The organism is Kitasatospora sp. NPDC088160 (genome assembly GCF_044741445.1).
Taxonomy (GTDB): Bacteria; Actinomycetota; Actinomycetes; order Streptomycetales; family Streptomycetaceae; genus Kitasatospora.
This window is the reverse complement of the sequence record NZ_JBIUSS010000061.1, coordinates 1-1,114: the sequence shown is the minus strand read 5'-3', so window position 1 is coordinate 1,114 and position 1,114 is coordinate 1. Positions and strand designations below refer to the sequence as shown.

1 protein-coding gene and 1 pseudogene are annotated in these 1,114 nt (G+C 68.9%); both read right to left on the bottom strand.

The features are described 5' to 3' along the window. A partial coding sequence (locus tag ACIOGZ_RS41840; protein ID WP_400989913.1) for a 2-oxoacid:ferredoxin oxidoreductase subunit beta occupies nucleotides 1–878 on the bottom strand: 878 nt, incomplete at its 3' end. Beyond that, nucleotides 875–1,114 (bottom strand): annotated as a pseudogene (locus ACIOGZ_RS41835) (2-oxoglutarate ferredoxin oxidoreductase subunit alpha); the annotation flags it as partial. The gene ACIOGZ_RS41840 and the pseudogene ACIOGZ_RS41835, both read right to left, overlap by 4 nt.

The window sequence follows — 1,114 nt, the reverse complement described above, 5'->3', positions numbered from 1 at the left end:
AGCGCGAAGGCGGTGGCCGGGTTGGCCGCGTGGGCGTCGTGGACCAGGACCCGCGCCTCGTTGTCCGCGGTCACCGGCGCGGTGAACAGCTCGCCGTCCGGGCCGCGGAACACGCCGCCGGCCAGGTCCGCGCCGAAGCGGATCGGCTGCCCGTGCTCCAGCCGGATCAGCGCCTCGTCCCGGGTGCCGGGCTGCTTCAGGGCCTCGAACGCGCCGTCGTTGAAGATGTTGCAGTTCTGGTAGATCTCCACCAGCGCCGTGCCCTCGTGCGCGGCCGCCGCCCGCAGCACCGACTGCAGGTGCTGGCGGTCCGAGTCGATCGTGCGGGCGACGAAGGTCGCCTCGGCGCCGATCGCCAGCGAGAGCGGGTTGAACGGCGCGTCGAGCGAGCCCATCGGCGTCGACTTGGTGATCTTGCCCAGCTCGCTGGTCGGCGAGTACTGACCCTTGGTCAGCCCGTAGATCCGGTTGTTGAACAGCAGGATCTTCAGATTGACGTTGCGCCGCAGCGCGTGGATCAGGTGGTTGCCGCCGATGGACAGCGCGTCACCGTCCCCCGTCACCACCCACACGCTCAGGTCCTGCCGCGAGGACGCCAGCCCGGTCGCGATCGCCGGCGCCCGCCCGTGGATCGAGTGCACCCCATAGGTGTTCATGTAGTACGGGAAACGCGAGGAACAGCCGATCCCGGAGACGAACACGGTGTTCTCGCGCTTGATGCCGAGCTCCGGCATGAAACCCTGCACCGCCGCCAGGACCGCGTAGTCCCCGCAACCGGGACACCAGCGCACCTCCTGGTCGGTCTTGAAGTCCCGGGCACTCTGCGGCCCTTCGGCCTTGGGCACCAGATTCAGGGACGGGAAGCCGCTCTCACTCATCGGTGGTCCTCCTCGTCCAGGGCGCCGATCGCCGCCGACAGCACGTCCGCCAACTGCGCCGCCTTGAACGGCAGCCCACGCACCTGGTTGTAGGACTCCGCGTCCACCAGGTACTTCGCCCGCAGCAGCAGCGCGAGCTGGCCCAGATTCATCTCCGGCACGACGACCTTCTCGTAACTCCTCAGCACCGCACCCAGGTTGGCCGGGAAGGGATTCAGGTGACGCAGGTGCGCCTG